This is a genomic window from Novosphingobium sp. TK71, from assembly GCF_055361505.1.
Map to the genome: position 1 here is coordinate 594,463 of NZ_JBSZKA010000001.1, position 24,534 is coordinate 618,996.

At 64.3% G+C, this 24,534-nt stretch carries 26 protein-coding genes; 11 read left to right on the top strand and 15 right to left on the bottom strand.

The window, feature by feature from the left end:
- The first annotated feature begins 103 nt into the window (after positions 1–103).
- On the top strand, positions 104–2,608 hold the full coding sequence (locus tag ACXJ16_RS18945) for a TonB-dependent receptor (RefSeq protein ID WP_054441808.1): 2,505 nt from the start codon (positions 104–106) through the stop codon (positions 2,606–2,608).
- 83 nt (positions 2,609–2,691) lie between these two features.
- On the opposite strand, the gene ACXJ16_RS18950 is transcribed toward ACXJ16_RS18945, so the two are convergent.
- The 9 genes from ACXJ16_RS18950 to ACXJ16_RS18990 form a co-directional block, all read right to left on the bottom strand.
- Complete coding sequence (locus tag ACXJ16_RS18950; RefSeq protein WP_463923013.1) at positions 2,692–3,315, bottom strand: TetR/AcrR family transcriptional regulator; 624 nt, start codon at positions 3,313–3,315, stop codon at positions 2,692–2,694.
- Positions 3,316–3,396: 81 nt separating this feature from the next.
- Complete coding sequence (locus ACXJ16_RS18955; RefSeq protein WP_463923014.1) at positions 3,397–4,110, bottom strand: class I SAM-dependent methyltransferase; 714 nt, start codon at positions 4,108–4,110, stop codon at positions 3,397–3,399.
- The gene (locus ACXJ16_RS18960) at positions 4,110–4,943 is read right to left on the bottom strand and encodes a hypothetical protein (RefSeq protein WP_463923015.1); all 834 of its coding nucleotides are present in this window, start codon (positions 4,941–4,943) and stop codon (positions 4,110–4,112) included. Before ACXJ16_RS18960 ends, ACXJ16_RS18955 begins: the two co-directional genes overlap by 1 nt.
- A gap of 469 nt (positions 4,944–5,412) precedes the next feature.
- Entirely contained in the window at positions 5,413–6,222 is an 810-nt protein-coding gene (locus ACXJ16_RS18965; RefSeq protein ID WP_054441816.1) for a sterol desaturase family protein, read from the bottom strand.
- A 7-nt stretch (positions 6,223–6,229) separates the two neighbouring features.
- Positions 6,230–6,358 carry a hypothetical protein gene (locus tag ACXJ16_RS18970; protein ID WP_324699524.1) on the bottom strand — a complete coding sequence of 43 codons (129 nt, stop codon included), beginning with the start codon at positions 6,356–6,358 and terminating at the stop codon, positions 6,230–6,232.
- A gap of 140 nt (positions 6,359–6,498) precedes the next feature.
- Complete coding sequence (locus ACXJ16_RS18975; protein ID WP_463923016.1) at positions 6,499–8,997, bottom strand: glycoside hydrolase family 2 TIM barrel-domain containing protein; 2,499 nt, start codon at positions 8,995–8,997, stop codon at positions 6,499–6,501.
- Positions 8,997–9,281, bottom strand: coding sequence for a hypothetical protein (locus ACXJ16_RS18980; protein WP_054441819.1), 285 nt, complete (start codon positions 9,279–9,281; stop codon positions 8,997–8,999). The genes ACXJ16_RS18975 and ACXJ16_RS18980 overlap by 1 nt, the downstream gene beginning before the upstream one ends.
- 127 nt (positions 9,282–9,408) lie before the next feature.
- The gene (locus ACXJ16_RS18985) at positions 9,409–9,738 is read right to left on the bottom strand and encodes a hypothetical protein (protein WP_054441820.1); all 330 of its coding nucleotides are present in this window, start codon (positions 9,736–9,738) and stop codon (positions 9,409–9,411) included.
- 65 nt (positions 9,739–9,803) lie between these two features.
- Entirely contained in the window at positions 9,804–9,989 is a 186-nt protein-coding gene (locus ACXJ16_RS18990) for a hypothetical protein (RefSeq protein ID WP_132468885.1), read from the bottom strand.
- Between the two features lie 54 nt (positions 9,990–10,043).
- Here ACXJ16_RS18990 and ACXJ16_RS18995 point away from each other — a divergent pair, with 54 nt between their 5' ends.
- Genes ACXJ16_RS18995 through ACXJ16_RS19005 form a run of 3 tightly spaced genes read left to right on the top strand, consistent with a single transcriptional unit; the run spans position 10,044 to position 15,086 of the window.
- Positions 10,044–12,725: a TonB-dependent receptor gene (locus ACXJ16_RS18995; RefSeq protein ID WP_243692616.1), complete on the top strand. Its 2,682-nt coding sequence runs from the start codon at positions 10,044–10,046 to the stop codon at positions 12,723–12,725.
- Positions 12,725–13,870: a Ca2+-dependent phosphoinositide-specific phospholipase C gene (locus ACXJ16_RS19000; RefSeq protein ID WP_231636224.1), complete on the top strand. Its 1,146-nt coding sequence runs from the start codon at positions 12,725–12,727 to the stop codon at positions 13,868–13,870. The genes ACXJ16_RS18995 and ACXJ16_RS19000 overlap by 1 nt, the downstream gene beginning before the upstream one ends.
- Before the next feature lies 1 nt (position 13,871).
- Complete coding sequence (locus ACXJ16_RS19005) at positions 13,872–15,086, top strand: histidine-type phosphatase (protein WP_132468884.1); 1,215 nt, start codon at positions 13,872–13,874, stop codon at positions 15,084–15,086.
- Between the two features lie 16 nt (positions 15,087–15,102).
- On the opposite strand, the gene ACXJ16_RS19010 is transcribed toward ACXJ16_RS19005, so the two are convergent.
- Positions 15,103–15,813, bottom strand: a complete 711-nt coding sequence (locus ACXJ16_RS19010; RefSeq protein WP_082370588.1) for an SDR family oxidoreductase — start codon at positions 15,811–15,813, stop codon at positions 15,103–15,105.
- 76 nt (positions 15,814–15,889) lie between these two features.
- On the opposite strand from ACXJ16_RS19010, the gene ACXJ16_RS19015 reads away from it, so the two are divergent.
- The 5 genes from ACXJ16_RS19015 to ACXJ16_RS19035 all read left to right on the top strand — a co-directional run bounded on the left by ACXJ16_RS19015 (position 15,890) and on the right by ACXJ16_RS19035 (position 20,154).
- Entirely contained in the window at positions 15,890–16,819 is a 930-nt protein-coding gene (locus tag ACXJ16_RS19015) for a LysR family transcriptional regulator (RefSeq protein WP_132468883.1), read from the top strand.
- Between the two features lie 158 nt (positions 16,820–16,977).
- Positions 16,978–17,517, top strand: a complete 540-nt coding sequence (gene def, locus ACXJ16_RS19020) for a peptide deformylase (protein WP_185999591.1) — start codon at positions 16,978–16,980, stop codon at positions 17,515–17,517.
- Between the two features lie 203 nt (positions 17,518–17,720).
- A complete protein-coding gene (locus ACXJ16_RS19025; protein ID WP_054441822.1) occupies positions 17,721–18,686 on the top strand; it encodes a methionine ABC transporter ATP-binding protein in 966 nt (321 codons plus the stop codon).
- Complete coding sequence (locus ACXJ16_RS19030; RefSeq protein ID WP_132468882.1) at positions 18,683–19,348, top strand: methionine ABC transporter permease; 666 nt, start codon at positions 18,683–18,685, stop codon at positions 19,346–19,348. The genes ACXJ16_RS19025 and ACXJ16_RS19030 overlap by 4 nt, the downstream gene beginning before the upstream one ends.
- Positions 19,349–19,356: 8 nt before the next feature.
- On the top strand, positions 19,357–20,154 hold the full coding sequence (locus ACXJ16_RS19035) for a MetQ/NlpA family ABC transporter substrate-binding protein (RefSeq protein ID WP_054441823.1): 798 nt from the start codon (positions 19,357–19,359) through the stop codon (positions 20,152–20,154).
- A gap of 69 nt (positions 20,155–20,223) precedes the next feature.
- Here the strand turns inward: ACXJ16_RS19035 and ACXJ16_RS19040 are convergent, their stop codons facing one another.
- From ACXJ16_RS19040 to ACXJ16_RS19060, 5 genes are read right to left on the bottom strand one after another with little or no spacing between them, the layout of a single operon-like run.
- On the bottom strand, positions 20,224–20,430 hold the full coding sequence (locus tag ACXJ16_RS19040; protein ID WP_221937294.1) for a hypothetical protein: 207 nt from the start codon (positions 20,428–20,430) through the stop codon (positions 20,224–20,226).
- Complete coding sequence (locus ACXJ16_RS19045) at positions 20,427–20,750, bottom strand: hypothetical protein (protein WP_054441825.1); 324 nt, start codon at positions 20,748–20,750, stop codon at positions 20,427–20,429. Before ACXJ16_RS19045 ends, ACXJ16_RS19040 begins: the two co-directional genes overlap by 4 nt.
- Before the next feature lie 2 nt (positions 20,751–20,752).
- Positions 20,753–21,658 carry a peptidylprolyl isomerase gene (locus ACXJ16_RS19050; RefSeq protein ID WP_324699535.1) on the bottom strand — a complete coding sequence of 302 codons (906 nt, stop codon included), beginning with the start codon at positions 21,656–21,658 and terminating at the stop codon, positions 20,753–20,755.
- Positions 21,655–22,452: a respiratory nitrate reductase subunit gamma gene (narI, locus tag ACXJ16_RS19055; RefSeq protein ID WP_185999593.1), complete on the bottom strand. Its 798-nt coding sequence runs from the start codon at positions 22,450–22,452 to the stop codon at positions 21,655–21,657. The genes ACXJ16_RS19050 and narI overlap by 4 nt, the downstream gene beginning before the upstream one ends.
- Complete coding sequence (locus tag ACXJ16_RS19060) at positions 22,452–22,634, bottom strand: hypothetical protein (protein ID WP_324699536.1); 183 nt, start codon at positions 22,632–22,634, stop codon at positions 22,452–22,454. Before ACXJ16_RS19060 ends, narI begins: the two co-directional genes overlap by 1 nt.
- A 95-nt stretch (positions 22,635–22,729) precedes the next feature.
- Between ACXJ16_RS19060 and ACXJ16_RS19065 the strand changes: the two genes are divergently transcribed.
- Both ACXJ16_RS19065 and ACXJ16_RS19070 read left to right on the top strand, forming a co-directional pair.
- Positions 22,730–23,494, top strand: a complete 765-nt coding sequence (locus tag ACXJ16_RS19065; RefSeq protein WP_054441827.1) for a mechanosensitive ion channel family protein — start codon at positions 22,730–22,732, stop codon at positions 23,492–23,494.
- A gap of 221 nt (positions 23,495–23,715) precedes the next feature.
- Positions 23,716–24,519: a hypothetical protein gene (locus ACXJ16_RS19070; protein ID WP_132468878.1), complete on the top strand. Its 804-nt coding sequence runs from the start codon at positions 23,716–23,718 to the stop codon at positions 24,517–24,519.
- The last annotated feature ends 15 nt before the right edge of the window (positions 24,520–24,534 follow it).

The following is a 24,534-nucleotide window of genomic DNA, read 5'->3' on the forward strand; positions in this document are numbered from 1 at the left end:
GGGCGAAGGGAATGGTCAATCCAATTTATGAAAACAGATTGACCAATGCGATACAGTATCGCACGAAATGCGTAATATAAAAAACAGAAGGGAAGGGGATTCGATGCGTAGGGAACGGGCTCTCACGCTCGCGGGCGCCAGCCTGCTTGCAATGTCCACGCCGGCACTTGCCCGGCAACAGACCGAACCGGCGGCAACGGGCGAGGCGAATGCAGCGCTGTCGCTGACCAATGAGATCATCGTTCAGGCCCGCCGTCGCGACGAGAGCCTGCAGGACGTGCCGCTTGTCGTGAACGCCGTGACGGCCGACACGATAGACAAGCTGAACATTCGCAGTTTCACGGATATCGGTTCAGTCGTCCCTGGCCTTCAACTGACGCCCAATGCCAATGGCATCGGCACGTCGTCATCGATCCGAGGCGTCAATCACGACGTGAATGTCAGTGCCGAAAACGGCACCATCCAGTACTATCGCAACGATGCCCCGGTCCCGTCGAGTTTCGTTTTCCAGACGATGTACGATGTCGGCCAGATCGAGGTCCTGCGGGGGCCGCAAGGTACTCTGCGCGGCCGGTCTACGCCTTCGGGTTCCATCACGGCAACCACCAGGCTGCCGGATCTCGTCGAGCCGGGCGGTTATGTTTCCGGTACATTCGGATCGGGATCGGCGGCCAACATCAACGGTGCCCTGAACATTCCGGTGATAGGCGACGTGCTGGGCGTTCGCGTGGCCGGACTGCACAAGTTCGACCGGCTGAACCGCGTCAGCAGCATCAACAGCGATGTGAAGCCGCGCAGCGAAACCAATGCGATCCGCGCGACCGTCCGCTTCGAGCCGACCCAATGGCTACGCTTCGGCTTTCTCTATGAGGGAATGGAGAACGATGCCTTGCGTTTCGACCAGGTGCGTTCGGTAGCGGCGTTCAATCCCGATTACACCCCTTCGGCCGGCGCACCGGACTACGGCGACATCGGGATAGGCGATTATCTTTCGGTTCAATCCCGGCCCAGCACTGTTTCGCAGAAATTCCGGTTCTACAACTGGAACGCCGAGGCCGACATTCTCGGCCAGCGCCTGGTCTACGTAGGATCGCGCACGGCGCAGCATTACCGCAGCTTCGGGGTGCGCGACCTCGCCAATTTCTTCCCCGACCTTGCGATCGGGCAGGAGGCCGACACGCGCGGCACGACGTCCAGCCACGAGGTTCGCCTGCAGAACGTCGACCGGATCGTGGGCCTGTTCGACTATGTCGTGGGCTATTTCCAATATGCGGTTCCGTCCCGCACGATCCTGAACGAGAGCAGCATCACGCAGTTGCGGCTGGCAGGCCCCGGCATTCCGATTGCGCCGCCCAGCGTGACGGACACGCCGATCTATCTTCCCAAAGGCATGCCGAAGGAGGAATCGTTCTTCGGGAACGTGACGCTTCATCTGGGCGATGCGACCGAACTGTCCGGAGGCCTGCGCCGAATCCACTTCACGGACTTCCGCGATGGCCTGTTTATCGGCTGCACCCCGCAGTTGTACGAGGCCGGATCGTGTACGCGCCAGAATGGCACGCAGTCGGACGTGAAGGAGAACACCACGATCTACAGCGCGAGCATAAAGCACCGCTTCACGCCGGGGCTCATGGTCTATGCGGCAACCGGCAGTTCCTGGCGTCCGCCTGTCGTCGCGATCGGCAATTTCACGCATGCCGATTACACGCCGAACGAAGTCGCCCATGTCGCGCTGCCGCCGGAAAGCTCGAAGTCCTATGAGATCGGCGTGAAATCGGACTGGTTCGATCACAAGCTGACATTCAACCTCACGGCCTATCACCAGAAATACAAGAACTACCCCTACCGTTCGGGCGGGGCAGGCATTGCTTATATCAACATCAATTCGGCCGGTGCGCCCACTATCGGCAACTTCAACTTCGTGAGCGCGGTGCCGGTGAAGGTGAACGGGGTGGAGGCGGAGCTCGCTTTCACTCCAACCTCGCAGTTCAGTGTCGGCGCTACCGTCAATTATGCCCGGAGCACGATAGGCAATGCGCTGCTGGCCTGTACCGACGCGCTGAACAACCAGACGGGTGCCGTCGGTTCGGACGGACTTCCCGACAGCGTGACCCCGACGCTCGCGCAGATGCAGCAGGCTTACGGCGCCGAGCGCGTGGCGGTGTGTCCGGGCGGCGGACAAAGCGCGACATTCCAGCCGCAGTGGACCGGCGTTCTGCGCGCGGAGTACAACCAGCCGGTCGGACATGACATGGACGCCTATGTGCGCGGGCTGCTGAGCTGGCGAGGCAAGTCGAAGACCGATCCCAACAACCGCTTCGACGATGTCGGGGCATATGGCCTGTTCAACCTCTATGGCGGTTTGCGCGCGGCCGATGGAGGCTGGGAAGTCACCGTCTATGCCAAGAACCTGTTCGATACGAACAAGCTGCTGACCCAGGATGACCTGGCCCAGTTCACGGCTGTGACTGACGTCTATCTGGCGCCGCCGACCTTCAGCGTTACGGGCATCGGATCCACCGTCTACAACAGCCGCTACACGGGCGTGACCGTTACCGCGCCGCGCGAATTCGGCGTGACGTTCCGCGTGGCGTTCGGTTCCCGCTGAGGATATCTGCTCCCGGAAGTCCCGCAGGATCAATCGGCCTGCGGGACTTCCGGGAGGTTTGGCGATGCCGCTTCGAAACGGCGTCAGTCGGGAGCCATGATCGAGGTGGAAAGCAGCCGGAACAGGATCCTGGCCACTTCCGGCACACTATAGGTCCCCTCCGGCTGGCCGACCCACCATGCCAGCGTTTCGGCAATCAGGGAGGCTGCGCATATGGTGCCCAGATCCGGCGGCAGCCACGCATTGAGAGGCGTTTCGTTCTGCGCGACGATCCTTGATACGCGCAGCCATTCCTCGCGCATGGCGCTGCCCGCACCGCCGTTGAGGAGGATCGACCAGAGCGAACGGTGCTCATCGACATATGAGCAAAGCGCCCGGAAACCCGCCTCGTAGTCTTCCGCGTCGCGGATGGACAAGGTCAACTGGTTGAGGTGCGCGATCTCGTCCTTGGCGATGGCGTCGAGCAGGCCTTCCTTGGTCTGATGGTGGCGGAAGAATGTGGCGTAGTGAACTTGCGCTTCGGCGCAAATGTCACGGACGGTGATCTGATCGAACGGCTTTCGCTGCAGGAGCGCGAGCATGGCCTCCTGCAAGGCGCGCGCGGATCGCAAGGCGCGGGCATGCTTAGACCTCGATGACGCCAGTGGCTCGATTTTATGCGATACAGTGTCGCTTTTCTTACGATTCGGTTTGTCGGTATCGGCCATCGCCTCGTCTTTGACGCAAAAGCGACTGGCTGCGCAAGCGAACAGCGAAAAGGCGGGCCGGTCGATGGTGCCCGAAACCGCTCATGAGGTATCTTTGGTCAGGCGATAGAAGCAGTAGTCCGTCCCGTCACGGCCATGCTCGACGAGTATCATCGCATCGATGCCGAGCTTCAACGCATCGAACGTTCCCAGGACGACATCCTTCCTGTGCTGGATCGTATGCGGATCATTCGCGCGCGGGTGCCGGAGCAGGCGCCGTGCAAACCGCCGCAGGCCGAGCAGTCTGCCCACGATCAGCCGGCGAAAGCCGTTCGGGCCGTGCAACAGCAACTCACCGACGGGAACCTGATGGCGGATGCCCACGATCAGGTGGCGTTTCGAAACCCGCCGGAGTTCCCGCAGAACTTCCTCAAGCCCGCGCGCGTCCATCCAGTTGAGGAAACGGATGCTCAGGGCGCAGTCGTAAGTGCCGTCCGCATCCGGGATGGCGCGAATGTCGGCAAGCTCGAGCGTGCAGTCCAGTCCGTCCGCATCGTCCAGCTTGACGCGTGCCGCTCTCAGCATGTCCGGCGAAATGTCGCGCCCGACCACCTTGAAGCCGCGTTCGTTATAGAGCTTGAGAAAGCGCCCGGTTCCCACCGGCATGTCGGTGACAGTGGCTCCGCTCCGGACGGCGCGCAAAAGCTCGCGGACGGCGCTATCCTCGCTTACCCATTTGGCTGTGGGTGCCCGGCGGGCATCGTATCCTGTGGCGGTGGCACCGGTGTATGCGCTGCTCAGTGTCTGAAAATCCATCAACCGATCTCCTGCTGAGGAATTCTGTTCCGCAAGAATTGTGCGACCTGTTCGGCGGCGTCGGATAACTGATCCTCGCCGTTCACCTCGAGGACGGGAACGCCGCGCCGCCGCAAATGCTCGGCGGCGAGAGCGAAGGCTTCGGCGGCGTCAACCGTGGCGGTATGAAGCTCGCTATCGTCGAGACCAGCATGGGCGCTGATCCTGCGCCCCCTGTTGCGCAGACGTTCGACTATGACGCCGGGGCGCGCCGCCACGAGCACGACCGCGCCGGGCTTCGGCACGGAGGAAAAGTAGGCCTCCCGCAATGACGGCGGGCTGGCCCAGCCTTTCTGGACGAGCGCATCCTGTTGGAGGATCTGCACGTCGGCGGGCAGGCGGTTCCAGAGATGGAGGTCGCGCAGCTGCTCCAGCATGATCGGCAGTCTGGCGAACCGGGCAAAGGCATCGCCGAAGCCGGTTCGCGCCATCTCGATGCAACACTCCAGGAAGGGGCCGTGGACATGAAGCATCTGGCGGAACGAGTCCTCCGAAGAGATCGCTGCCAGCCGCCGTGCAAAAACATCGCCGACGCGCGGCAACTGGAACGCGGAAAGGTAGGAGATGCGCCGGATGGGGCTGACCTGATCCAGGCTTGCCGTAGCGGCCAGCAGCCTGCCTTCCTGCACTGTGCGATAGATGGCCTGCCGCCCAAGACGCGCGCGTGCGGCATGGTAGATCGCGGACTTTCCCACGCCGGGCGGGCCGACGAATTCGACCTGCCGCTCGGCGCCGGGGAATGCCGGATCGTGTGCAACGGGGGGAATCGCCAATTGGGGGGTGGGCAGGTTCATCGCCTTCACATCCTCAGCGCTGAAGATTTCGCCCGCGGCTGTGCCCGGGCTCCTCGATAACCTGCCTCGCCCCCAAGGAAGATCAACTCAACCAAATTGGTAGAGAATGTGGGTGCGGTCAACCCTGCATGGAATTGAGAAATTCTTATGACAGAAAAGAAAATTATCGGAGGTGATGAGCCGATGAGGAGGCGCCGTTTCGGACTATCTCCATCTTATGGCGCGATTTTTTAATGATGAGGGCGAAGAGTATATATTGAATTTTTCTTAAGTCGATCCGGAGGTGGCCGATGATTTACGATTCGCCCTCCAGCCTGAACTGGCGCAGAGGGCGATGTGCCCGGCAATCGCGCTGGGATCCTTCTCTCAGCCCCGGCGTCATGACCTCGAATGTGCCGGCAGCGAGGCATGGGAAACGCCGTCGCTCGAGACATCGAAAACGGCGTCCCCTGCGCCTGCCGCTTGGTGATCAGTCCGCCAGTTCCGCCGTCACGGGACCCGCCCGTCCGGCGCTTTCGCCTCGGGCCGCGCGCGCGGCGGCGGTGCGGTCCTTGATGGCTTCGAAATCGCTCTCGTACTTCTTGCGCATGGTGCCGCACAGACGGTCCCATATCGTTGTGTAGCCACCGAAATTGCCCGTGAAATAGCGGTGGTGCTGATCGTGGAATGTTGCCGAGATGAACCACTTCGTGGCCCAGGTCCGGTTCCACCAGCGGGGGAGGAACTCGTAGCCGGAGTGGACGTAGAGTCCCATGATGATGTTCGTTGGCAGGATCAGCGCCATTGTCGCGTCATGGACAGTGAAGGCGGCCAGAAACAGCGGGACGAACCCGCCATTGATGATCGATTCCAGCGGGTTGACCGAAAGCGTTGTCAGCAGGTTCGGCGAAGTCGATTTGTGATGGAGCTTGTGGACCCAGCTATAGACCGGTTCCTTGTGCATCCAGCGATGGAGCCAGTAGAAATAGGTGTCGAACAGGAAGAAGTAGAGCACATATTCCAGCGCGATGGTCCACCATGCCGCCGGTGTCGGATCGAACGTGATCCATCCGTGGGTCTTGGCCCAGCCGGTCGCCATGCCGATGATCTTGCCGGATATGGCCAGGGTGACGACGGCAATCAGCGCCTCGTTGCGGAAGATCTTCCACTTGAAGCCTCTGGGTTGGATCTTGCGTGCCTTGAAGAAGCCTGACGCGATGCCGGCGACTATGCCGGTCACCACGAAAGCCGCCAGCCAGAGATTCAGGGCCTGTTCGCCGCTGATGAAGGACTTGAACATCGGTGCCTCAGGAAAGAACGAGGGCAAAGGCGACGATATGCGCCGCCAGAGCAAAGGGAAGGGCATAAGCCGAGCGGCTGGGCATCCGGGTGTTCATGGGTTTCTCCATCTTCGGGTCCGAGGCGGACATGGCCATGTCCGGATGTCAGTTCGCGACTGGCCGGCAAGCAGGATTACGTTACGGAGGGAATTGCCCCATAAATCTCCCGGAAAACCGGCATTTTGCCAGTTCGCGCATCGCGAACTGGCAAAGGCGAACGTGTTTCGGCTTGGATTTCAGGATAAGTCGAAGGCAATTCCACCCTCCGCCAGTCCTTCGCATTTCGCCTTTATGCGCACCCGGCCCGGCTTGCCGCTCCCTCGCAGGATGAGCAGCGCCTGCCCGCGGTAGCACTCCGCGCTTGACGACTGGAAGGAGCCGGTTGCCTGCGGATTGGCACTGCCGAAAGCGGCCAGGGTTGCCGGTCCCTCGATCAGGAGATCGATGCGTCGGCGGTCGTCGGGCAGGACACGGCCCTGCGCGTCGGTGATGTCCACCCGCAAGTAGCTGAGGGCATTTCGGGCGGCTCCGGCTTCGCGGCGTTCCGGCACAACGCGAACGCGCGCGGCAGGGCCCACCGTTTCCAGCACCTTGCGCGCAATCGGCTTGCCGTTGCGATATGCGATCGCTTCCAGCTTTCCGGGGGCATAGGGCACCTCGAACTCGGCCCGCCGCCGGTCGGCCGGACCGAGATTCCGGGAGGCGACCAGCTTTCCGTCCAGTCGCAATTCTACCCTGTCTCCGGCGGCGTGAACCCGCACACCGAGCGGGCGCCCCTCGGCGCCGGGCCAGGTCCAGCTCGCCAGTTCGTCGGACCAGCCCCAGCCGGAGACATATTCGAATGTCCCGTCAGGGCCAGGGCGCTGCACCGCCATTTCGAGATCGCTGATGCCCCACACCACATCGCGCGCCAGAGAGGACGCCTTCTGCTGGCCGATCAGGTCGATGTCGCCGCACCAGGCGTTCACCCAGGGGAAGGAGGGGAGGTAGATCGGATAGTTGCCGTTCTTCAGCCTCGCGTTGGCGCCGATCCCGGCTTCTCCGAGATAATCCATCGCGGTCCACAGGAATTCGCCGAGGAAGTAGGGCGCCTTCTCCTGCAAGGCCTGATAGTCGTAGACATCGCGAGCGAAGGTCTCGGAAGCATAGACCACGCGTTCCGGGTGCACGCCCTCCTCGGCCTCGATATCTTCGAGGCGGTAGTTGTAGCCGGGCACGTCGAGAAACACGGTCGATGCATTGTCGGTCTTGCCGCCTCTGCCCGCGCGCGCGGTTTCGGGTCCGGCGATCAGTTCAGCGCCAAGAACCCCGTTCAGTCCGGCCGTGACCGGTCTTGTCGGATCGAGCCGCCTGACGGCATTGGCCAGTTTCCATTGCCACTCCACCCCTTCTTCCGTTGACCGGAACGGGATTTCGTTGCCGATGCTCCACATGATGACGGACGGGTTGTTCCGGGCCGTGCGGACCATCGCATCGATGACTTCCGACCAGTGTGCCGGGAACTGCTGCGCGAAGTCCTGCGGCTCCTTGGCGACGTGCCAGGCATCGAACGCTTCCTCGATCAGGTACATGCCGAGCCGGTCGCACGCTTCCCTCAGGCTGCGGGACGCGGGGTTGTGCGAGGACCGGATGGCGTTGAAGCCGCGCGCCTTGAGCAGCCGCAGCCGGCGTTCGTCGGCATCGGGAAAGGCACAGGCGCCGAGCAGGCCGTTGTCATGGTGGAGGCAGCCGCCCTTGAGCTTCACTTGTTGGCCGTTGACGGTCATGCCGGTCCGCGCGTCGAAGGCGATGATGCGGATGCCGTAAGGCTGGACGATGCGGTCCAGCACGGAACCGTTCCGGACGAGTTCGGTTTCCAGCGAATAGAGTTCGGGGCTGGCCGCCGACCAGAGGCGAGGGCCGCGAACCTCCAGGGTCTGCCGCATCGCTGCCGCAGCAGGAGCGCTTGCTTCGGCGACGACGCGGCCATCCGGTTCGACGAGCCGGGTGCGGAGGATATCGCCGCTTTCCGGAGCGACGACTTCGCTCGACACATCCACCACCGCACGGCCGTTTTCGAGCTTGCTCGTCCAGGCCGCCACACCCCAGCGGACTAGCCGCGAGGCGGACGGGACAATGTCGAGCTCCACCGAGCGGTAAAGGCCCGAACCTGAGTACCAGCGGCTGTTCCGGCCGAGGTTTCGTACCCGCACGGCCACCACGTTATCGCCGGTGCGGTCCAGGAAGGGCGTGAGGTCAAGCGCGAACGGGGCATATCCCGCCACGCTGCCGCCAACTTGCCTGCCGTTCAGCCAGACGTCCGTTTCCAGATAGGCCCCGTCGAAGACAATCTCGACGCTTGCGCCGGCCGGGTAGGCATCGGCGCGGAAGTGCTTGCGGTACCAGCCTTCGCCGCCGTTGGTGAAGCCGGTTGCGGTCTTGCCGATCGAGCGTTTGTCGAACGGGCCGATCACGGTGCCGGGAAGTTGTCCCGGCAGGTCCTCCACGCTCCAGTCGTGGGGCAGGTCCACCCGGCGCCAGTCGGTATCGTCTAACGCCTTGCTTTGGGCGCCGTCCATCTCACCCAGCCGGAAGCGCCAGTCCTCGTCGAAAGGTTGGCGGCGCTCGCGATGGTTTGCCGGTGCCGGGCTGCGCGCACTTGCCGCAGGGGCTGCGAAGGCCGCGCCGCTTACGGCGGTTGCGGCGGCCATGGCCAGCACGTTGCGCCTGCCGGTGGTAAGGAAGCCGCGTTCCATCACCGCTCCCCCAATGTCTTGAGCTTCACATCTACACGGTCGAGCATGTCGGGTTTGACCACCCCGAACTGCACGAGCGACCGGAACGAGAAGTTGCCGAGGTGCGGCTTTATCATGTCGTTGCCGATGCGCGCCTCGACATTGGGGATTTCCGCCAGGATGATGGCCCAGGCTTCCGGGATCGCCTTCAGATCGGCGATGGCGGTGTCTTTCGTGCCGAGCAAACGCGGGAGCCGGCGCGGCGGCGTGAACTGCTGTGCGGGCGGATAGAGCGGAGCGTCCATGGTCGTTGGTCCTGACCTTTCTTGCGGGATGCACGGTTTGGGAAAGCGGCGCGCGCGGGAGCAGGCGCGCAAGCGCGGCACGCCGACCTTGGCGGCGTGGACAAAGTGGCCGGAAGCCTTCAGCCCATCACTTTTTCGGAGGTAGCTTCGCGAGATCGGCGTCGATCGCCGCCAGTTTGGCGTCGGTGATCTGGTCTGCCGAATACTGCTGGATGGCGCGCAATGTCATGCCGCGCGCCATGGCGATCTGGTCGCTCTTGACGATTTCGGGAAGGTACTTCTCAAGAACGGTCCTGGCTTCGGGATCGTCGAGAAGGGTTCCGATATCGGTGTCTTGTGCCGTGTATCGCGGAGTTGCGGCCTTTGCCGTGGCGATGGTGGCCGCAGCCGGGGCCTGTGCATTCGCGCCAGACGCGGCGGTGGCGGCAAGCAGTGCGATAAACAGCTGAGTGCGCATGATTTCCTATCCTTCTCCACTGCGGCGCCGTTCTTCCGGGGCAGAGCCCTCGCCCGGATCGCGCTCTAAATGTACACGTCGTATATATAAATCACGCAGACATTGCCAAGCATTTTTGCGCTGCCTGATTCCCGGCGGGGGTTTCCGGCAAGGGTCATGCGCAGGATCCGCCTTCCTGCAATTCCGGGGAAATATTTCGCAATATTTTCAATATTCACCGAACCGTCATCGCCACGACCCGGAATCGTCATCTGCGCTTCCTAGGGCGCCCCGAACACAATCGTTTGTATCCGGGGAGCACCTCAATGCGTTTCAACAAGCGTGCGCTGGCATCGTCAGCGTCGACCCTTCTGCTCGCCTGCGCGAGCGTTTCTGCAATGGCCCAATCCGCGCCCCAGGCCGCGCCAACGCCGGCTCCGGCGCCTTCCGACGCTTCTGCCGAGACGGGACCGGACGGCGTGAACGGTGAGGATATCGTCGTTACCGGCAGCTATGCGCGCAGCCTGAGCGCGGCGACCGAAGCGAAGCGCAATGCCGCTTACGGCGTCGACTCGATCAATTCGACCGATATCGGCAAGTTCCCCACCCAGAACGTGGCCGAAGCGCTTCAGCTGGTGACGGGCGTGGCCATCACCCGCCCGCGCGGCGAGGGCATGTATGTCAGCGTTCGCGGCCTTGGCCCGCAGTTCCAGAACACGCTGCTGAACGGCAGCCCGGTGGCGGTAAACGAAGTGATCGAGAACGGCGGCGCGGCCGGTCGCCAGTTCCGCTTCGAGATGCTCCCGGCCGAGTTCACCTCCAGCATCGACGTCGTCAAGACGCCGACCCCCGACATGACCGAGGGCGCGCTGGGCGGCAACATCAACGTCAAGACCTTCGAGCCGTTCGACGTCGGCACCAAGACCACGCTCAACCTGCGCGGCACCTACACCACCCAGACCGACAAGGTTAAGCCGAACGCCACCCTCATCACGAGCTGGGTCAACAAGGACGATACCTTCGGCGTGCTCGTCGGCGGCCAGTACTGGGCCAAGGACGTCCGCAACGACCGCTTCATGAACTTCGGCTGGTACAAGGACCGCTTCGCTTCCGCACTGGGCGAAGGCTATTACCTGCCGACCCGCACCCGCCCCACCGTGGAGACGGAAAAGCGCGAGCGCATCTCCGGCATGCTTTCCATGCAGTGGCGCCCCAATCCGGAGCTGGAAACGACGCTCAACGTCCTCGCCACCCGTCTGGACGTGGCCTATGACGAGTTCGGCCTCGACATCTTCCCGGACGATACCAGCGTGGCCGGGCACCGGCCGACCATCGACCCCGACAGCGTGGTGCTGGACGGCGATACCGTGGTGAAGGCGACGATCAACGACGTGCGCTTCATGGCCTCGCGCGAGTACAGCCTCAACCGTCACGATCTCATCAATGTCGGCCTGCGCCAGACCTGGAACCACGATGCCTGGCACGTTTCGGGCAATGTGAACTGGTCCTTCGCGCACAGCTATCACCCGAGCTACGATGTCGGCACCGTGCGTAGCCGTGCGATGTTCTTCGCGCCGCTGACTTATGACGCGACCGGCGGCTACAAGAACGTGCCCACCTTCAACACCACGGTCGATGCCACCAACCCGGCGAACTACCAGCTCTACCAGTTCAACATCGCGCCCAAGAACAGCAAGGACTGGAACTTCTACACGCGCGCCGACGTGGCGCACGATTTCGAAGGCTTCATCTCGAAGCTGGCCGTTGGCGGCGAATATCAGTTCCGCAAGCGCGACTATTCCCGCCGCGACTTCCTGGTGAATCCGGCAGCGGGCACCCCGCTCTCCAGCCTCGGTTCCGGCGCTTATGAGCAACTGCCCTTCGACAACTATCTCGAAGGTCTCGGCGGCAATATCCCGCGCAGCTTCCTGGTGCCGGTAACGCAGGCCTATCTCGACGCGTTCTTCACTTCGGATGTCGAGAATTCGGCGCTTACCGCTTCGGATCTCGCCGCATCGTTCCGCACCACCGAAAAGATCTGGAGCGCTTACGCCCGTGCGGATTACGCCTTCACGCTGGGTTCGATCCCGATCACCGGCAACATCGGCGCGCGTTACGTGCACACCGATCAGGTGGCGAGCGGCAACTTGCGGTCCGGCAGCGTGACCACGCCGGTCAGCTACCCCAAGACCTTCAACAACGTCCTGCCCAGCTTCAACTTGCGCGCCGAACTGTCCGGCAATCTCGTCGGCCGCCTGAGCGCAAGCCGTGTCCTGACCCGTCCCAACGTGACCGACAGCGCGCCGCGCATCACCGTCTCTACCGATGCTCCCACGGCAAGCGGCGGCAACCCCGATCTCGTGCCGTTCCTGGCCACGCAGTTCGACGGCTCGCTGGAGTGGTACTTCAACAAGTCGGGCTCGCTGACCGGCGCGGTGTTCTACAAGTCGATGGACGACTACATCACCCAGCAGAACGTGCCCATCGAGATCCCGGGGCGCGGCACCGTGCAGCTCAGCACGCAGGTCAACGGCGGCGATGCCAAGGTCTACGGTTTCGAGGCGGCCTATCATCAGGTCTTCACCTTCCTGCCGCAGCCTTTCGACGGGCTCGGCCTGCAGGCTTCCTACACCCGCACTTCCGTTCAGGCGGACTACACGGCGGGCTCTCGCACCATCAAGGACGAGATGATCGGCCTTTCGAAGAACAGCTTCAACGTGGTGGGCTTCTACGAAAAGGGGCCGATCTCGACCCGGCTTTCCTACGTCTGGCGCGACCGTTATCTCTCCGGGACGGGCAGCACCACGCAGGCCCCGACCTACACCGCCGCCTTCGGATCGCTTGACGGTTCGGTGGCCTATCGCCTGACCGACAACGTGACGCTGAGCCTGGAGGCGATCAACATCGCCGGCGCGCGTCAGTACACCTACAACGACAGCCCGCTGCGCTTCGGCGAGATCAACGATTACGGCACGACGATCCTGTTCGGCGCGCGGGCTGAATTCTGATGCGCGGCGCGATTGTTCTGGCCGCCATCGGGCTGGGTCTGGGCGGGGGAGCCATGGCTTCCCCACCGGCCGCCGGTTCCGGCGCGGCTCCCGCCTCCCAAGCGCCTGCAGCCGCCGACCTGCGAATGAACGACATTCAGGTCGTGGGTTCGCACAACAGCTTCAAGGCGCGCATTCCGGCGGAAGTGATGGAAGGCATCCGCCAGCGGGACGCGCGTCTCGCCGGAGCGCTGGATTACTACCACCTGCCGCTTGCGGAGCAGCTCGACGCCGGCGTGCGTCAATTGGAGATCGACATCTTCGCCGACCCCGAAGGCGGGCGATATGCCGATCCCAAGGGAGAGAAGCTGCTGGCGGCAGGCGGCGCCAGCGGGTTCGACCGGGCAGCCATGCTTAAGCCGGGCTTCAAGGTCCTGCACATTCCCGATGTGGACTACCGTGCCACATGCGTCACCCTGATCCGCTGCCTTGGCGAGGTCGATGCATGGTCGCGCGCCCATCCCGGCCATCTGCCGATCATGATCACCATCAATGCCGCCGACACGCCGAATTCGCATGACGTGACGGCTCCGTTGCCGCTCGACGATGCGAAGCTGCTCGATGATCTGGACCGGGAAATCCGCAAGGCGCTTCCCGGCCAGCGGCTCATCGCGCCGGACGAGGTTCGCGGCAAGGCCGGCAGTCTGGCCGAAGCCGTGAAGTCGAAGGGCTGGCCGACCCTGGAGGCTGCGCGCGGGCGGATCTACATCCTGCTCGATGTGCGTCCGGCCGTTTCCGAGGTCTATCGCCGCGGGCATCCCTCGCTGCGGGGCCGGGCCATGTTCGGCTGGTATCCCGATGGCGAGGCGGAAAGCGCGATCCAGATCGTGCAGGACCCGGTGGCCGACGGCGCAAGAATCCGCGAATGGGTGAAATCGGGCGTTATCGTGCGCACCCGCAGCGACGCGAACACCGTGGAGGCGAGGGCGCACGATCTGGCCAAGGCCCACGCCGCCGGGGAAAGCGGGGCGCAGGCCGTCAGCACGGACTATTACCCCGGTGCCCCCGATCCGCTCGGCCTCGGTTTCTCGGTCACTCTGCCCGGCGGCGTCATGGCGCGCTGCAATCCGGTTCGCGTGGCCGCTTCCTGCACCGTGAAGCCCTGACATGGCGACCTGGCGCAACCTGCTGGCGCTGACCGTGCTGGCGGTCGGCACGGTTCCGCTCATCGCCGTGTTTCCGGGCCAGTCGGTGGCTGCGCGCGAACTGGTGCCGGACAAGGCGGTCATGGTGATGCGGCACGGTATCCGTGCGCCTCTGGACGGCGAGGTGCCTGCGGGCACCCGCACGGCGGCGCCGTGGCCGGCATGGAGCGTGGCGGAAAGCGTGGTTACGCCTCATGGCGAACGGGCGCTGGAAATCGTGGCGCGGGCAGACCGGCAGCTTCTGGCAAGGCGCGGCCTGCTGGATAGGGCGGGTTGCCCGAAGCCCGGCAAGGTCGCGATCACGGCCAACACCTCGCCCCGCGCGATCGCCAGCGGCGAGGCCTATGCGCACGGGTTCGCGCAAGGGTGCGGGCTTGAAGTGGCGCACCGCGCGGCGGGAGAGGTGGACCCGATCTTCGAGCCGCTTCGCGCGCGTGCCACCGCGTTCGACGCTTCGGCGGCGGTGGCCGATATAGAGCGTGCCACGGGCGGGATGGCGGCGCTCGTCAAGCGGGACCGGGCGGAACTCGCCTTGCTCGACACGGTGCTGGGCTGCGGGGGCGACTGCCTGCCTCCCGGCGCCCCGGCAGTCGCACCGGGCGGCGATGGCCACGATATTGCGCTGTCAGGCCAGATCCGCAGTGCATCGGGCATCGCGCAAGTGCTGCTGCTCCAGTATCTCGAAGGAATGCCCGCCGATCAGGTAGGCTGGGGGCGGATCGACGAAAAGGGGCTGGAACGGCTCGGCCGCCTCCATGCAGACTTGTTCACCGTCTTCACCCGGCCGCCTTACATGGCCTCCCACCAGGCGAGCGCGCTGGGCCGGCGGATACTGGACAATCTGGAGCGTGGCCCCGATTTCGAGGTCCTGATGGGCCACGACACCAACGTGACCGCGCTGGCGGCTGCGCTGGATGTGGACCTGTCGGCCAGTGGCTATGCCACGAACGACGTGCCGCCCGGCGGGGCCATCCTGATCGAGCGGCTTCATGACCGGCGGACGGGCGAACGGTTCGTGCGCGTGTCCTACCGAACGCAGCCCCCGGCCGCCCTGCGGGCGCTGCGCGGCGATGTATCGTTGACGCCTCTCGTGCTTCCGGCCTGCGGAACGGAGCTTTGCCCCTATGCCGCATTCGTGTCGGCGCTCGGCGGCAGGCTTGCGCCGGGGGCGTCCTGAGCGCTTCGCCGCTTGGTCAGCGCAGCGTATAGCCGCCATCGCAGTAAAGCGTGCTGCCGGTCATGTTCGCGTTGTCCAGCAGGAACAGGGCGGCCTGGGCCTGCTCGTCGACATGGGCCGGGCGCCGTACGAGGCAGAGCTGCCGCCACTGCGCATAAGCGGTTTCGCGCTGGGCGGCGGGCCGTTCGCGCCAGAGTTCGCTGTCGGTGGTGCCGGGGGAGAGGCAATTGACCCGGATCGGCGACAGTTCGATGGCCAGCCCGCGCGCGAGCCCTTCCAGCGCGGAATTGCAGGCCGCATAGGCCGGAGCCCCGATCGGCCGGGCCGAGGCCGCACCGGACATCAGGACCACCGCGGCATCGGTGCGCAGCCGGGGCAGGGCTTCGAACACCGTCCAGTACTGGCCCCAGAACTTTCCTGCGAAAAGTGCCTCGCTCGTATCGTGCATGCCATCCTGGAACGGGCCGGTGCTGTACGTGGCCGCGGGCGTGAACAGCCCGGCCAGCACCGGGGATCCGGCGAAGAAGGCGTTGATCGATGCGCGGTCGGTGGTATCGACAAGGCGGCCGGATGCACGATCGCCCAGCCGCGATAGAGCCGCCGACAGTCGTTCCGCCGATCGGCCGCCGATCAGCACCCGGTCGCCGCGTCCGACCAGCATTTCCGCAACGGCAAAGCCGATCCCCGATGTACCGCCAACTATGGCGTAAGTCCGTTCATTGTTCATGGACAGGACGATATTCAGGCATGTACATCTCGGGAAATGAAGAAATTTCGCCTCATTCACGAATTGAAATCCTGAAATGCCGAGCGGCCCCCGTCAGTCCGGCGACGATATCAGCGTGTTCCTGGCGGTATGCGCGGCGGGTAGCTTCGCGGCGGCTGCCCCCAGGCTGGGGCTCTCCGCATCTGCCGTTGCCAAAGCGGTGGCCAGACTGGAAGCCCGCCTGCAGGTCAGGCTGTTCCATCGCACGACGCGCAGCCTTGCCCTGACGGCGGAGGCTGCAGTCTACCGGGAGGCGTGCGAGGCGGCGCGCGGCCGGATAGACCGGGTGGAAGCGGAACTGGCGGCGCTGGCATCGGAACCGGCGGGCCTGGTACGGATCAGCCTGCCGCCCCTGTTCGGCACGCAGATCGTTGCTCCGGCGCTGTTCGCCCTGCGCGAAACATGGCCGGGCCTCCGCTTCGACATCTCGACTTCCACGGCCTTGGCAGACCTCCCCGGGGAGAGGACCGACCTTGCCGTCCGCATCGGCGAGCTCCCCGACCTGCCGGGCGTGACGGCACGGAGGCTGGGTGTGCAGCGGGTCGTGCTGTGCGGCGCTGCCGACTATATCGCGAAGCGTGGCAAGCCGGTCCATATCGGCGATCTCTCGCAGCATGCCTTGATCGCCGCCGGGCGCAACGGCCGCGCGGTGCCATGGCAATTGCGGTCGGGTGACGGCGACCGTTTGGCGTTCGAGCCACAGGCGGGGCTGTTGCTTGACGGCAGCCTGCTGACGCTCGCTGCCATCCGGGCCGGGCAGGGGCTCGGACTGGTGCCCTGCTGGCTAGTCCGGGAGGAGATCGCGCGGGGCGAACTCGTCTCCGTGCTGGAAACGCATGTGGCCGGACATCTGCCTGTTCATGCGCTATGGATCACGGCGCCCGTCATGCTGCCGCGCCTGCGCGCGTCGATCGATGCTATCGTCAATGCGGCAAGAGGCGCCATCGCCGAGGGATTGCTGGTATGATCCTTGTGTGTACGGGCGCATAAGGGAAGCACCCGGAGCGGCAGGCCGCAAAGTTTTGCTTCCGGGAGTACGACTCTTATTGTCTAGTGATTTGGTTGAGATTAACTAGGCAGATCGGCGAGCGGCGCACACCCGCCGTTTGCGCAAGGATGTGACGGATGATCCTCGAAATACTGAAGATGGGCGATCCGCGCCTGCTAAAGCCCGCGCGTGCGGTGGAGGACATCGCCGCGCCGGAGGTGGGCGCGCTCGTGGCCGACATGTACGAGACCATGCACGCGGCTGGCGGGGTCGGGCTGGCGGCGCCGCAAGTGGGTGTGGACCTTCGCGTCATGATCTTCGGCTTCGAGGCAAGCGCGCGTTATCCCGGCGAAGCCCCGGTCCCGGCCACCACGCTTATCAATCCCAGCCTTGAAGTGCTGACGGAAGAGACGGAAGACGGCTGGGAGGGGTGCCTTTCGGTTCCCGGCATGCGCGGGCTGGTGCCGCGCGCCACGCATATCCGCTATGGCGGAACGCTGGAGGACGGCACCGTGCTGGAACGGGAAGCGCGGGGCTTCCACGCCCGCGTGTTCCAGCACGAATTCGATCATCTGAACGGCGTGCTCTATCCCCGGCGCATACGCGACATGACGAAGTTCGGCTTTATCGATGCCCTGTTTCCCGGCAGTTCGCTGGCCTCTCTGGAGGCCGGTTGATTTCCCCGATGCGGGTGTGCGGGCAGGCAGGTCTGGATAGTCCGGCCCGGTTCCGCTAACCGCCGCTTCCCCCAGCGCTCAGCAATTCACGAGTTTTTCCGGTTCGGAGCCATGATCGATATATTCCAGTTCCATCACCACCCCGCGCGGGCCCTGCGGTATCGCGAAGCGATGCGGCGATCCGGCGGAAAGGTGCGTGCCGCATGATCCGGCTTGAAGGCGTTCACAAGGCATACGGCGGCACCCATGCCGCGCTTGCCGATGTCGATCTGGAGATCGGCCGGGGCGAGGTGTTCGGCATCATCGGCCGGTCCGGCGCGGGCAAGTCCACGCTGGTGAGGCTGCTGAACGGCCTCGAACGGCCAAGCGCCGGACGCGTGCTGGTGGACGGCATCGACGTTGCGGTTCTGGGGCCGCCGCAATTGCGGTCGTTGCGCAGGCGCGTGGGGATGATTTTCCAGAACTTCGGGCTGCTCTCGTCGCGCACGGTGGCTGACAACGTCGCCCTGCCGCTGCGTATCGCAGGCGCCTCCGCCTCGGAGATCGCCGCGAAAGTGCCGGCCTTGCTGGAGCGGGTGGGGCTTGCGGAGCATGGCGACAAGTATCCGGCCCAGCTTTCCGGCGGCCAGAAGCAGCGCGTCGGAATCGCGCGGGCGCTGACCACCGATCCCGATATCCTGCTGTGCGACGAGGCGACCAGCGCCCTCGATCCCGAGACGACACGCAGCATCCTTGCCCTCATCGCCGACCTCAACCGCGAGCTTGGCCTGACGATCGTGCTCATTACGCATGAGATGGAAGTGGTCCGCCAGGTGTGCGACCGGGTGCTGGTGCTCCATTCGGGCCGCGTGGTCGAAACGGGCAGCGTGGCGGACGTTTTCCTTCATCCGCAGGCGGCGGAGACCCGCGCGCTGATCGACGAGGACGGCGAACACGAGGCACCCATCGGGTTCGACGGTCCGATCGTGCGCCTGACGCTGCACGGACAGTCCGTCCTCGACCCCGTTCTCACAAGGATCGCGCGTGAGACGGGCACGGACTTCATCATTCTCGATGGCCGCATCGGCCGGCTCAAACATGGCAGTTTCGGCAGGCTCACACTGGGCCTTCTCGGCGGCGACACCGCCGCTGCCATCGCCGCGCTGCGCAACCATGGGGACGTCGAATGAACGACCTGTTCGCCAATGTGGACTGGGGCGAAATCGGCCAGGCCTGTCTCGATACGCTGGCCATGCTGGGCGGCTCGCTGGTGCTGACCGTACTGCTCGGCCTGCCGCTGGGCGTGCTGCTGTTCCTGACCGGACCGGGGCAGCCCTGGGCCAGTCGCTGGGGCAACGGGGCGCTGGCGCTTGCCGTCAACCTGCTGCGATCGGTGCCTTTCATCATCCTGCTGATCGTGATGATCCCGCTGACGATCCTGCTGGTGGGCACCTCGCTCGGCGTGGCGGGCGCGATCCCGCCGCTGGTGGTGGGGGCCGCTCCGTTCTTCGCGCGCCTCGTGGAAACGGCGCTGCGGGAAGTCGATCGCAATACGGTGGAGGCGGTGCAGGCGATGGGGGCGACGACGCGCGACCTCGTGTTCCGCGCGCTCCTGCCTGAAGCCCTGCCGGGGATACTGGCGGCTGTCACCGTCACGGCCATCACGCTGATTTCGTTCACCGCGATGGCCGGTGCCGTGGGCGCGGGAGGGCTGGGCGATCTGGCGATCCGCTTCGGTTACCAGCGTTTCCAGACCGACGTGATGTTCGTCACCGTCGTCCTGCTGCTCGTCCTCGTCCAGTTTCTCCAGGCCGCGGGAGACCGTCTCGTCCGCCGCTTTACCCGCAAATAGGATTTCCCATGCAACGACGCCTGCTTATCGCTGCCTTTGCGGCCTTGCTGCTTCCCGGTTGCGGCGCTTCCAAGAAGGTCGATGATCCCAACCTGCTGACGGTCGCGGCCACTGCCGTGCCGCATGCCGAAATCCTCGAATTCGTGAAGCCGGTGCTGGCCAAGCAAGGGCTGCAACTCGACGTTCGCGTGTTCAACGACTACGTCCAGCCCAATGTCCAGGTTTCGGAAGGGCGGATAGACGTCAACTACTTCCAGACCGGGCCCTATCTCGATGAGTTCAACAAGGCGAAGGGCACGCATCTCGTACCGATCGCGGGAATTCACATCGAGCCGTTCGGCGCCTATTCGCGCAAGTGGAAGAAGGTTGCCGACCTGCCCGCAGGCGCGACGGTGGCCATACCCAACGAACCGAGCAACAGCGGGCGCGCGCTTCAGCTTCTGGCGCATGGCGGGCTTATCACCCTGCGCGATCCCAGGAGCATGTCGGCAACGCCACGGGATATCGTCTCCAATCCCCGGAACCTGAAGTTCCGCGAGATCGAGGCGGCCACCCTGCCGCGCGTGCTCGGAGAGGTCGACCTGGCGACGATCAACACCAATTATGCGCTGGACGCCGGGCTCAATCCCATGCGCGATGCCTTGCTGATCGAAGGCAAGGACACGCCCTACGTCAACTTCGTGGTCGGCACGGAAAAGGCGCGCAGCGATCCGCGTGTCGCGAAACTGGTTGCCGCGCTGCGCACGCCGGAGGTCAAGGCCTTCATCGAGAAGAAGTATTCGGGGGCGGTCGTTCCCGCCTTCTGAGCGGGATCGCACAGCGCGCACGACCCGATCACACGGACCTGAGCGCGAATTCGGGTTTTGAGTTCGCGCTCAGATGATGAGGTAGGCGGTAATCGCCAGGCAGGCCACGGCTACCACCAGCCAGATCAGTGGCCAGCCTTCGCCTTTGCGTTCCTTTGTCGAAACGCTGTCGATGGGCGCAGGCGTCCATTCGTCGGTCGCATGGACGCGCTCCTCGGTCTGCTTCAGGGCAGGGTTGAGGGGCTGTCCGACCTTCGCTTGTTCGGTCATCGTCATGCTCCGTGGTTTCCCGCTTGCCCGCCAGTATGAACTTCGCAGGTCGGGGCGGCAATTCGCCATTGCAGGATGGCGTGGAGGCAGGTCCGCCCGGGATCTGGCCCATCGCGCATGGCGGACATGATCGTGGCCCAGTCTTCCTCGGACGCTGCCCGCGAAAAATCGGCCACGGCCATGCGCACGAATTCGGTAGCCGAAATGGCGGACGCGGCGGCGGCGCGGCGGACATCGGTGCAGGTATCGGGATCGGTTTCGGCAAGGTAGCGCTCCATGCTCGCCGCGGATCGCCGCGCCATGCCGAGAAGGTCGCCCAGCATCATGGTCAGTCCTCCACCGCGCCGACAACGATCCCCTCGACCGTGCCGCGTGCCGCCAGCGCGGCGACATAGCGTGTTGCCAGCATGGACCAGCTTCGCGCTTCCAGCATGTCGCCGATCCTGTCGCGCACCGCATCGAACGGAAGCGTGCGTCCGGGCAGGTGCCGGTTGAGGCGCACGACGTGCCAGCCGAAGCGCGAGCGAACCGGCTCGGCAGCGGTTTCACCGTTCTTCAGCGCCTCTATCGCCTGCTGGACCGCCGGGACCAGTTCCCCCCGACGGATCTGCCCGAGCGAGCCGTCCTGCTGGGCCGGCGCGCAGGCCGAGTGCGTCCGTGTGGCCTCTGCGAACGCGGTCTGGTCGTCCCCTACCGCGGCGGCGATGGAGCGTGCGAAGGCTTCGGCGGCATCCCATGCCGCGTCGTCCTGCCGCTCGGGTTCGATCAGGATATGGGCGGCATCGAACAGGTCCGGCGTTCGAAACCGCTGGGGATTGCTTTCATAATAGCGCCGCTGCTCGCCTTCGGTGGCGATTTCAGGGGCGACCTCCTGCTCCAGCACGAGGCGGACCAGCGCCTCGTCGTCGGTTTCAGCGCGTCCGGTTTCATCGGGATGGCTTGCCGGGTGGAGACCGAGGCGCCTGGCCTCCTGGACCAATAGCTCCCGTACGGCCAGTGCGCGGGCGGCCTCGACCCATGCGGTTTGCGGGTCGGGGGCGGGGTGATGCTGGATTTCCTGTGCGATGGCCTCGGGCGTGATCTCGACGCCGGTCATAAGGACGTCCCCGAAGGCCGGTGGCGGCGGTATGGCGGGACCGGAGCAGCCGCAACCGCCGCTCTGGCAGGCACCCGGCATGTCGCCGAACGACGGTGACACGTTCGTCACGTCGATCATGTCGGCTGTTCTTGTCATGACCCCTCCTGTCCGCTTTCGGCCATCTGGCGAAGCACCGTAGGCCCTCCATAGCTGGGAGCGCCTCCCGCGTGTCCGCGCGTCTGCGAGTAGTCTTTCGCGGACCGTTTGCCGCGGGTCCGCACGATCTGGAAACCGGGACGGAAGATGTACCAGATCGGCGCGCTGAAGACGTGGACGAGGCGGGTGAAGGGGGTGATGACGAAAAGCGTGAGGCCAAGAATGATGTGCAGTTTGTAGACCATCGGCACATCGATCAACAAGTGCGCGGCTGACGGGTTGAAGGTCTGGAGCCCCTGCGCCCAGCCCATGAACTTGAGCATTTCCTCGCCTTCGAGATGCTGCGCGGTCCAGAACGTCGTCGAGATGCCGAGCATGAACTGGCACCAGATCAGGACCAGCATGAGGATGTCGCCCCATGATGAGCTTCTGCGGATGCGGGGATCGAACAGGCGCCGGTGAAGCAGCAGCGAGCAGCCGACGAAGCCCGCCACACCGGCCACGCCGCCGACGAGCATGGCGGCGATCTGCTTGAAACTGTGGCTTATGCCCAGCTTGTCTATCACCGTGACCGGCGTGAGCAGCCCCACGAAATGGCCGACCAGAAGGATGAGGACGCCCATGTGGAACAGGTTCGAACCCAGCACCACCTGCCTGCGTCTCAGGAACTGGCTCGATTGCGATCGCCAGCTGAACTGGTCCGCGTCGAAGCGCAGGATGCTGCCCACGACAAGGACGGTCACGGCGAAATAGGGATACCATCCAAAGGCGAGGTGGTTGATGAAGTCATGCATCACGCTTGCTCCTTGCCGACGGGGCGGTTGGAGGCCCTGATCTTGGCGGTGACCCCGGTAGGGTCGCCCATCTCGTGGGCACCGCCGAACGTGACCGGGGCTTCTTCCCACTGATCGTCGAGGCGGGCGGAATCGTCGTCCGGTTCGCTGCGCTGGCGTTCCGCCAGCGCATCCTTGTCCATCCGCTGCCCGCCCAGTTCGACGAGCGCCGCGAAAATGGCGGCGTAGGGAGATTGCCGTTTTTCAAGCCCCTCGCTGAGCGCCGCGAAGACGTGGCGTGGTCTGGCGTCTGCAGAGCCGGGGCGAGCTTCAGCGTATCGGCATCGTCAACTTCGTCACGCGTACAGGCCGCCTTGCGCGGCTTGCCCTCGGCGTTGCGGTGTTCCTGTCGACGTTCGGCATCGACGTGACGGCGGGTCTTGCTGCACTGGGCATCGGCGGCCTTGCCCTCGCCCTTGGCGCGAGAAAGGCGGTGGAGGATCTGGTGGGCAGCATCATGGTGCTGGCCGACAAGCCGGTCAGGATCGGCGATCGCTGCAAGGTCAACGGGCGCATCGGCGACGTGGTCGACGTGGGAATGCGCTCGACGCGGATACGCACGCGGGAGCGTAGGCTTCTTACCATTCCCAAGAGCCAGTTCGCCGATGCAGAGATCGAGAACCTGACGCTGCGGGATCGCTTCTTCGTGGATCAGATATTCGGCGTCGGGTTTGATGTTCAGGTAGCCGGTGTCGAGGCGGTGCTCACCGCCTTGAGATCGGTACTGGAAGAAGACCCCGACTATATTCCAACGGCTTGCCCGGTTCGCTGTCTGGGTTTCAAGGAAGGGCTCTATACCTTCCAGATCCACAGCTACCTGCAAGGCCCGACATATGCCGAAGGCTTCGTTCGGCAGGAGCGGCTGTTGCTCGAACTGCTGCGCCGGCTTGACGCTATAGGCGTTTCCCCGTCACCGCCGCTTCATCGGATCGATCTGTCGGAGAGAAGTCCCGGCGCCTCTCGGGACTTTCCCCATGGCCAACCGGGGGCAAACCCTGATTAGATCGGGCGCAGCCGCGGGATATGATCGGGGACTTGCCGGGCCGCATCCGGCAAGCAGGGCAATGGTCGGGAAGCGTGGGAGCGCCCTCAGGGCGGCATCCCGCCTCCAGGTTTGCTCGCAATCCCAATCGCCGCAGGGCGTATCCGCAGGACGCATCTATGAACCTAGAAGTCGACAACTCGTTGGCCCTCATGAGGTCTTCGTCGCCCCTTTGCAGACCAATGCTGGTCGGGGCGGCGGTAGTTGCCACGTGCCTGTCGGCGCCTGCGGCCGCGCAGACGCTGGACAAGGACTATTGGATCGCGGTGCAGGCCTATTATCCGCGGATCGACACCAACGTCAGCGTGACGGCGAACACCAGTCAGACGGTCGGATCCGACATCGATTTCGAACGCGATCTCGACATGGACAAGAACGAAATCCTGCCAGCGGTATCGGCAGGCGCGCGCTTCGGGCGCATCGTCGTCGGCTTCGATTTCTTCAAGCTGAAGCGGCAGGGCTCGGTCCAACTGGCTCGCGACATCGAGTTCGATGACGTGACATATCCCGCGTCCGCCCAACTCGGCAGCAGCTTCGACAGCGATATCTACCGGGTGACGGTCGGATATTCGTTCGTCAGTCGCAGCAACCTCGAAATCGGGGCTGCGATCGGTCTGCATGCAACCCGTTTCGACGTCGCGCTCGAAGGGGAGGCGACGGTCGGCGGTTCATCCGTGCAGGCCCGTCGGCGCGAGAAGAACGTCCTGGCTCCCATACCCACCATCGGTGCCTATGGGACGTACAGGATTGCGGACAGGTGGACGCTCAATGGCCGGGTCGATTACCTGTCGCTGAAGATTGGCGACTATGACGGCCGCCTCATCAATGCGCAGGCCGGCGTCAATTTCAAGGTGCTGGAAAACATCGATCTCGGCGCCGCCTATCGCTATGTCGATTACAGGGTCGGGATCGAAAAGGACGCGTGGGAAGGACGGGTTCGGTACAAGCTGCACGGTCCTGCCCTGCTCTTGCAGGCTTCGTTCTGAAGAAGGGGTGCCAAG